10 protein-coding genes are annotated in these 8,989 nt (G+C 33.2%); 9 read left to right on the forward strand and 1 reads right to left on the reverse strand.

Annotation, left to right across the window (positions count from 1 at the left end; all coding sequences use genetic code 11):
- Positions 1-433: 433 nt before the first annotated feature.
- From SPD89_RS14405 to SPD89_RS14445, 9 genes are all read left to right on the forward strand, one after another.
- Positions 434-1,351, forward strand: a complete 918-nt coding sequence (locus tag SPD89_RS14405; RefSeq protein ID WP_336262647.1) for a carbohydrate ABC transporter permease — start codon at positions 434-436, stop codon at positions 1,349-1,351.
- On the forward strand, positions 1,348-2,157 hold the full coding sequence (locus tag SPD89_RS14410) for a carbohydrate ABC transporter permease (RefSeq protein WP_336262648.1): 810 nt from the start codon (positions 1,348-1,350) through the stop codon (positions 2,155-2,157). The genes SPD89_RS14405 and SPD89_RS14410 overlap by 4 nt, the downstream gene beginning before the upstream one ends.
- Positions 2,158-2,174: 17 nt before the next feature.
- A complete protein-coding gene (locus SPD89_RS14415; protein WP_336262649.1) occupies positions 2,175-3,485 on the forward strand; it encodes an ABC transporter substrate-binding protein in 1,311 nt (436 codons plus the stop codon).
- Between the two features lie 203 nt (positions 3,486-3,688).
- A complete protein-coding gene (locus SPD89_RS14420) occupies positions 3,689-4,423 on the forward strand; it encodes a Cof-type HAD-IIB family hydrolase (RefSeq protein WP_336262650.1) in 735 nt (244 codons plus the stop codon).
- Between the two features lie 45 nt (positions 4,424-4,468).
- Positions 4,469-5,191, forward strand: a complete 723-nt coding sequence (locus tag SPD89_RS14425; RefSeq protein WP_336262651.1) for a glycerophosphodiester phosphodiesterase — start codon at positions 4,469-4,471, stop codon at positions 5,189-5,191.
- A 33-nt stretch (positions 5,192-5,224) separates the two neighbouring features.
- Positions 5,225-5,851, forward strand: coding sequence for an SGNH/GDSL hydrolase family protein (locus SPD89_RS14430; protein ID WP_336262652.1), 627 nt, complete (start codon positions 5,225-5,227; stop codon positions 5,849-5,851).
- Positions 5,852-5,998: 147 nt separating this feature from the next.
- Positions 5,999-6,757 (forward strand): MBL fold metallo-hydrolase, encoded by a 759-nt coding sequence (locus tag SPD89_RS14435; protein WP_336262653.1) that lies wholly within the window; start codon positions 5,999-6,001, stop codon positions 6,755-6,757.
- A gap of 32 nt (positions 6,758-6,789) precedes the next feature.
- On the forward strand, positions 6,790-7,662 hold the full coding sequence (locus SPD89_RS14440) for an HAD-IIA family hydrolase (RefSeq protein WP_336262654.1): 873 nt from the start codon (positions 6,790-6,792) through the stop codon (positions 7,660-7,662).
- Positions 7,663-7,739: 77 nt separating this feature from the next.
- Complete coding sequence (locus SPD89_RS14445; protein WP_336262655.1) at positions 7,740-8,417, forward strand: MgtC/SapB family protein; 678 nt, start codon at positions 7,740-7,742, stop codon at positions 8,415-8,417.
- A gap of 19 nt (positions 8,418-8,436) precedes the next feature.
- Here SPD89_RS14445 and SPD89_RS14450 read toward each other — a convergent pair.
- On the reverse strand, positions 8,437-8,989 hold a 553-nt coding region (locus SPD89_RS14450; RefSeq protein ID WP_336262656.1), incomplete at its 5' end, for a glycerol-3-phosphate responsive antiterminator.

Raw genomic sequence — 8,989 nt, forward strand, 5'->3', positions numbered from 1 at the left:
AACTGGTATAAGATCTAAACTTTTTCATCTAACTTATGGAAGTATGAAATAAAGGAAACAGAATGTACCTAAAAATTTACAATAAATTTACTGCAAGTTAATCAAATATAAATATTAGGTCATTATACTATAATTGAAATATATAGTTAGGCGAGAGGTTAATGACATTTAAAATAATCAAAAACGCAGAAGAAAGATGGATTAATGGATATTGGTAATGAAAAGTAATATTGACAATATTTTAAAAATCTGCTTAAATTATATTAATTATATAAATTGGATGGAGAATATGAGAGATCCACTTAAATTTCCTTCGAGGGGAGATTTTTGTGGATTTTTATTGTTATAAGATAGTAGTTTTCTAAATTAGTTTCAATATAAATAATTGAAAGATTTTAAGCGTAAAGAAACTATTGAAAGGGAGTATAATAGTATGGGTGTGGTAAAAAAAGAAGTAAATGTAAAAAAACAAAGAAAAAAGGAAGTGAAACTTTTTGGGGTTGGTATGTTATATTTGCTTCCCGCTATAATTTTATTAAGTGTATTTTTATTTTACCCTATGTTTAAAACACTTTATTTTAGTTTTTTTGAGGTACAAGGTGGTGGAACTGTCGAAAGGTTTGTCGGTTTCGAGAACTACATTTCTTTATTTAAATCATCCGAGTTCAAGGAAAGCCTTAAGGCTACATTTTTGTTTGTATTATACGTTGTTCCTGGAGAAATAATAGTTTCCCTTTTTTTAGCTGTAATCGCTAGTGAGAAAATGAAAGGGATGGGTTTTTTTAGGACAATATTCTCTTCTACTTTAGGAGTTTCTGTAGCAGCGGGTGCAACAATCTTTTTATTTATTTTCCACCCTTCTTTAGGAGCAATAAATAATGTACTTGGCTTTCTTGGGTTTGGTCCGATTGAGTGGCTAACCAGTTCAAAAATCGCTCTAATCTCAGTAGCAATAACAACAATATGGATGCATATAGGTATAAACTTTATCATCCTTCTTGGGGGTATTCAAAACATTCCTGAAGAAATGTATGAGAGTGCAAAAATTGATGGAGCTGGTTATTTTTCGCGGCTGTTTAAAATAACTATACCTATGTTATCGCCGGTACTCTTTTTTGTTTCAATGATTGCAATCATTGGTTCGTTCCAAACTTTTGGTCAAATAGATTTACTGACAGGTGGTGGACCAGACAATTCAACTAATTTGATTGTTTATTCCATTTATAAACAGGCCTTTTCATATGGTCATTTTGGCTTTGCAAGTGCTCAAGCTATCATTCTATTTTTTATTATCCTACTTGCTACTATTGTTCAGTTCCGATTTGGTGAAAGGAAGGTACATTACCAATGATGAGAAAAATATTTTTCTACATAATATTATGTATATCAGCTTTATTGCTGTTCGCGCCAATTTTATACGCAGTTTCAGCAAGCTTTATGACACCTCAGGAGATTTACGCAGGAGCATTATTCCCGTCTTCAATTAATTTTGATGCTTATAAGGAGGTGGTTAACAGTATTCCATTATTTCACTTTTTGTGGGTAAGCTTTGTAATGTCATTTATGGTTATGGTTGGTCAATTGGCAGTTTCTAGTCTATCAGCATATGCATTTGTCTTTATCCCATTTAAAGGAAGGAATTTAATCTTTTTCTTATTTCTATCAACAATGCTTATACCTTGGGAAGCAACGATTATACCAAACTTTCTCACCATTATGAAATTGGATTGGTTAAACACATATCAAGGCTTAACATTTCCATTCTTTGCACTGCCTTTTGGGATATTCTTGTTAAGGCAACATTTTTTAACTATTCCAAAAGAAATATGGGAATCCGCACAAGTTGATGGTTGTTCAAGATTACGTTTCTTTTATAAATTTGCATTGCCATTGTCCAAATCGTCGTTAAGCGCACTTGCAGTATATGGATTTTTAACAACCTGGAACAAGTACTTATGGCCGTTGCTAGTTACTAACGATAATAGCGTGCGTACAGTACAAATTGGCTTAAAAATGCTTATTGCACAAGAAGGATCTTCACAGTGGAATGTTGTAATGGCTGCAGTAGTTGTTATTTTATTGCCGACGTTATTTTTGTTATTTATTGGAATAAAGTATATTAGGGAAGGTTTAACTGCAGGAGCTGTTAAAGGATAAACAAGGAGGAAAAACGAATGAACAGGAATATTTTTGGATCATTTCTTTTTGTATCATTAATTGTTGTTTTTGGTTTAATGGCATGTAGTAATAAAACAGATGGTGGATCAGAAGAGGATAACGATATAATTTCTGTTACATTTTGGCATTCTATGAGTGGTGAAAATGGAACAAATTTTGAAGAAATTGTAGAAGAATTTAATAATCAGTCTGATAATATCCATATAGAGTCTGTATATCAAGGAAGTTATACTGATTTAATAACGAAGATACGTGCTATGGGTAATACGGATGAGGCCCCGGCTATCATACAAGCATCCGGTACGAATCGAAAGTATTTAGCGGAAAGCGATTTTGTTGAACCTATGCAGAAATTCATTGACGAAGAGGACTTTGATACTTCCCAACTAGAGGAAAACGCACTAAACCGTTATGTAATAGAAGATACATTATATTCAATGCCTTTTAGTACTTCGAATGCTGTTATGTATTATAACAAGGATATGTTTAGGGAAGTTGGCTTAGATCCCGATAATCCGCCACAGACATTTTCAGAAATAGAAGATGCGGCACAAAAGATTAAAGATGCAACAGGTAATTATGGTTTTACGATGGCAACAATAGGATGGTATTTTGAACAGCTTTTAGCCAATCAAGGAGAACTGTATTTGGATAATGATAATGGATTTAGTGGAGAGCCAACTAAGTCATTGGTAAACGAAGAAGCTGGACAGGGGATATTCCAATGGCTTGATAACATGAATAAAGCAGAAACCTTCAAAAACTATGGTTCAGATTGGGAGGATCCGCGTGCTCCATTCCTAGCAGGACAAGTTGGAATTTACTTTGATTCATCAGCAAATATAAGAGAAGTGGTTAAGCAAGCTCCTTTTGAAATTGCAACAGCTCCATTGCCAGTTCCTGATGGTGTAGAACCTCACGGAGCAACCGTAGGCGGTAATTCAAACTACATTACTAATAAAGTATCCGAGGAAGAACAAAAAGCTGCTTGGGAGTTTATCAAATATACAGTCAGTCCAGGAGTACAAGCCAAATGGGCTTCTGTAACTGGATATTTCCCTGTAACAAAGGCAGCAAATGAAGAAGATGTATTAAAAGAAACATATGACGAATTCCCGCAAATGCTTACTGCTGTAGAAGTTAATAATAAAACACCAGCAGAGCCCGCAATGAGTGGTCCTTTATCGGATGATGGAGAGCAGTTTCGTTCTATTATAGAGGCTGCACAGGAGAAAGTCTACGAAGGCGAAGACCCTAAAAAGGCATTAGATGAAGCAGCGGAAAAAATTAATGACTTATTAAAGTAAGATAGTTTGAAATTATTATGCACATGAATTAAAATTTACTCTTTATCTGATAGGGCGAGGATGGAGAAGCCGCAACATATGCTTATTAAGTTTTGTTGTGGCTATTTCCATTCAATTTATACTAATGAAGTGATAAGGACCAAAACAATTTATTAAGAACTAAAATTTATTTTAGCACCACCGTTGATGGGAAGGTTGATTTTATGCCAAACTACCGTTTGTTAGCCTTGGACTTGGACGGGACTGTATTAAATGAAAAGAAACAAATTTCAAAAAGAAATAAAGATTGGATATTACGCACTAAAAAAGCCGGTGTTATCGTTATGTTTACAACTGGGCGAGGAATGCATAGAGTGAAATATTTTCTAGATGAATTAGATTTAACTGGTCCCGTTGTATTAGTAAACGGTGCTGAAATTTGGAGAAGTAATGATCAGTTACTAGAAAGACACTTTATTTCGAAGGAAGATATCCATCGATTACATAAAATAGCGTTAGCTTATCAAGCTACTTTCTGGGGATACAGCAATGATTCTTTTATAAAAGGGGAAGATTGGAACGAAACAATGTTTCAACAAAACTGGATGAAATTTGGTATGAAACATACTGAAGTTAAAACAATCGATCAAATTAGAAGACAGTTGTTAGGCATGGAAGAAATTGAAGTTTCTAGTTCTGGACAATTAAATCTAGAAATTTCATTAAAAGGAATAACAAAAGAATACGGAGTTAAGAAAATTTGCCGAGAATTTGGAATAGGATTCCATGAAGTAATGGCAATTGGAGACAATATGAATGATTACCGTTTGCTGAAGAATTGTGGTTTGGGTATTGCAACGGGGAATGCTTCTCCAGAAATAAAAGCAATAGCTGATACAATCACGGATACCAATGAAAGAGATGGTGTTGCAAAAGCAATCGAAAACTTCTTGTTTTAATTTTAAATGTATGTTGTTATATACGCAGAAAAAGGAGAGATATATTTGTATATAATTGCTCACCGAGGAGCATCTGGATATGCCCCAGAGAATACGAACTCTGCATTTAAAAGAGCAATAGAACAAAATGTAGACAGTATCGAAATAGATGTACGTATGACAAAGGATAATGTCCCAATTGTGTGTCATGATGCAACGATTAATAGAACGAGTGATGGTGATGGATTTATTCATGAGCTTACAACGAGTGAAATTAAAAAATATGATTTTGGATCTTGGTATTCACCAAAATTTAAAGGAGAAAATATTTCTACATTAGAAGAAGTTCTAATTCTCATACAAAATAAACCAACTAACATCAATATCGAGATAAAAAACGGGCCAGTTATCCCTAAAAATATGGAAGAAAAAATAGTTGAATTAGTAGATAAATATAAATTGAATGAAAGAGTACTATATTCTTCATTTGATCATGTTAGTTTAGAGAGACTATATAAATTAGATCCAAAATCTAAATTCGCCTTTATTTTCCATATCAATTTACTGCATTTATTTGATTATATTGATCGTTGTGAAATGGATTTGTTCAGTATACAGTTAAATCACTTTTATATCACAAATGAAATAGTTCAACAAGCACATAAAAGAAATATTAAGGTAAATGCATATACGGTAAATGACAAGATTTATGCGAAGAAATATAGTGATATGGGTGTTGATGGATTAATTACAAACTATCCTTTAAATATGTATGAGTTGTTTAAATGAAAACAATAGATAGAAATGAAAGGATGTGACTAAATGAAGATCAAATCAGGACAAAAAATCATTTTTATAGGTGATAGCATTACTGAGGATTTACGGTTTGAAGATGAAATTGGTCTCGGAGCAGGATATGTTCGGTATATACATGACTACTTTCTAGTAAAACATCCAAGGTTGAATCTCTTTATAGAAAATAAAGGTATTAGCGGAAACCGTATCATCGACTTATATAACAGGTGGAATGAGGATGTATTAAGTCAGAAGGCAGATTGGATTTCTATCTCTATTGGAGTAAACGATGTCTGGAGGCAGCTAGACAAACCGGAGATCGAACAGTTTTTTCCTGATAAATTTGAATCTATATACAGAAAATTACTAGACTCAATTCAGCAAAGCACCAACTCCAAAGTGATTATGATGGAACCAACCGTAATCGGGGAGGATATTGATTCGGAAGGAAACAAACGATTAAAATCATATGTAGAAATAATTAAACAACTGTGTTCAGAATACAATACAATACATGTTCCAATGCATCAATCATTTATAACGTTTTTAAAACAAAATTCAAACAAGAAATTAACGATAGATGGGGTTCATATGAATTCATTAGGAAGAATGTTAATGATGAACGTTTGGTTAAATAGTTTAGGCTTTGATTAAAAATAGTGGCTAAACCAAGGACTTTAGGCGTTCAATCATAGCGACTTCAAATCCAGTCCGAAATTAGAGTGGTTATTTAGAAATATAGTATCCTTGCATCCAAAGAGAACAAAAGCAGCATTCAGGAATAAAGTAGGAGGATTAATTATGGCAATGATTTATTTTCTTGGAACGGGAAGTGCATTTCCGAACTCCAAGAGGGACAATACATCACTCCTATTTTCAGTTAATGGAAAAAATATTCTTGCAGATGTAAGTGGAAATCCATCTAGAAGATTAAAAGAGATAAATAAACCGCTTCATGAAATTGATGTAATACTTTTAACTCATATGCATATTGATCATATATATGGGTTACCATCATTACTTTGGGGGATGTGGCTTGAAAATCGTACGGAACCATTAACGATTTTAGCGGAATATCGGAACAAACAACAACTTCAAAAATGGCTAGAAACAATACGGATAAGCGAATGGAGTAGTCAATTTGATATTCATATTAAAACATTTGAAGGCTGTAAGTACGAAGAAGTAATTGTAGATGAGGAATTACAATTGTTTACTTTTCCGGCGAAACATTCGGTTCCTACAGTTGGATGTGAGTTCGTATATAAAGAAAAAAGAATTGTATATTCATCCGATACGGAAATAAATAGTCACATTTATGAATACGATTATATAGATATATTAATTCATGAAGCAACATTTGCTAGAAAAAAATCAAAATTTCATTCGAGTATGGAAGAAGTTTTAAATAACTATCCATTAGAAAACCTAGATAAACTAATTTTTGTTCATTTAAGTGAAAATGAACCTTACGAGGAAGTGCTTAATCAATTTAAGGAAATAAATAAAGAAAAAAATAGCATTCTACTAGCATATGATCAAATGAAAATCACTTTATAATTCAACGAATGGGAAAGAGATGATGAGACCCCTTGTGTGAACAAATAGTACATATTTTTATGTACTATTTGAAAACCCAAGGGGTCTTTGGTGTTACTGAATATAGAATGGACGGTGTATATCTTTTGCAGAAAGAAATTCCAAAAGCATTTATTTTTGATTTAGATGGAACTATTTATTTAGGAGATCATTTAATTGATGGGGCGAAAGAGTCTTTACAATGGGTAAGAGAAACGGATGCTAAAGTAAGATTTGTCACGAATAACCCACGTTTTAGTAGAGAATTTTATAAGAATAAGTTACATAGATTTGGTATTGAAACGACAATCGATGAAATTATTACATCTGCTCAAATAACAGCCAACTATTTACAACAAAATAAACATTATGGAAAACTATTCGTTATTGGTGAAGGCCAGTTATTAAGAGAACTGAATGAAAAAGAGTTACATCTTGTAAACGATGATTCCGCAGATACGGTATTAGTCAGTTTTGACACGGAGTTATATTACGAAAAATTAATGATTGCATATAGAGCATTAAACAAAGGGGCAAACTTTATCACAACAAATCCAGATGCTGTTTGTCCTACACCAGATGGAGGTCTTATTGACTCCGGAGCAATTATTGCAGCATTGGAGACTTCGACATCAAGAAAGTTAGAAAAAGTGATAGGAAAACCTTCAAAAATATTAGGTGATTTATTAATCCAGCAGTTAGGAGTAGAAGCAGAAGAATGTGTTGTAGTAGGGGATCGACTCAATACAGATGTAAGACTCGCTAAGCAATCCAATATGTTAGCAATTTGGATTCGAACTTATAATGAAAAAATACCAAAAGCCACCGAATATTATCCAGACTATACAATTACATCCATTACCGAACTACCATCCCTATTTAGATAATTATAACTAATTTCTTGCTACCTACTATTCTTCAGAGTTATTAAGTTTCAAATTATATAAAAATGGAGTGAAATCATATGTCTGTGGAGTTAATCAAGTTACTAGTAGCAGCTGTTGCAGGATTGATATTAGGTATCGAACGAGAATCTAAACATAAACCTCTCGGGTTAAAGACTTGTATCGTAATATCAGTGACAAGTTGTTTGTTAACAATTATTTCTATTGAAACAGCAATGATTAAGTATGATAATCCATTTATTCGGTCAGATCCAATGCGTTTATCAGCTCAAATTGTAAGTGGTGTTGGTTTTTTGGGAGCAGGTGTAATTTTACGCCGGAATAATGATGTAATTTCTGGTTTAACTACTGCGGCAATCGTATGGACAGCTTCCGGTATAGGTATTGCAACGGGAGCAGGTTATTTCAGAGAAGTAACGATTGGTATAATCATCCTTGTTTTCAGCATACGACTTCTTCCATACATCGTTACTAAAATTGGTCCTAGTTCATTAAGGGAACAAGAAATTAACCTCACCGTTTTTGTTGAAGATAATGAAAGCAGTACAGATTTTATCTTTAATGAAATTAGTAAGATTGTCGGTGATGTAAAAAATGTTAAAATTAGTAGTCGTGACGATTATGTAAAGGTTGAAATGAGATGTACACTTGATTCTAGAGAGGGAGGGATTATGAAGTATTATCACAGAATGAAAGCAATTGAGGGGATTAAAGGGATTGAAGTTCAGGGGAGATAAAGGTGATATCTCCCTTTCCTTATTCCATCAGGTTTAAGGAGCTGCTCGAAACACCTTGAGCACCATGTTTTAAGATATGTTGGATCTCATCTTCAGAATTAACCAATCCCGCTGCTATAATTGTTTGATTAGATAAAGATTTTAAATGTTTTTTAATATGTGGTACAACAACGCCAGGTAAAATTTCAACAGCGTCCGGTTTTGAACTATTGATGGATTTTATGCCTTGTTTGATCGAAGCAGTGTCTAGAATAAAGATGCGTTGGATTGTTAATAGATTATACTGTTTTGCTACCTGAATTAAATTTGTATGAGTAGTGACAATGCCATCGACACCAATAAATTCAGACAAGAATTTAACTCCAGAAGCATCTCTTTTTAGCCCTTTTGTTAAATCAAGATGGACGAAAATAAGTTTATCAGTTTTTCTGATTCTGTCGACAGTGTCTTTCAACGTACATATGTCTGATTGTATTAATATAATAATGTTACAATCTGATTTAAGTACTTTTTCTAAAGCCTTTGTATCCGTTAGAGATGCAATCAGTGGATTCCTTTTTAAAGCATAAGAT

The organism is Pseudogracilibacillus sp. SO30301A, from assembly GCF_037072025.1.
GTDB lineage: Bacteria > Bacillota > Bacilli > Bacillales > Amphibacillaceae > Pseudogracilibacillus.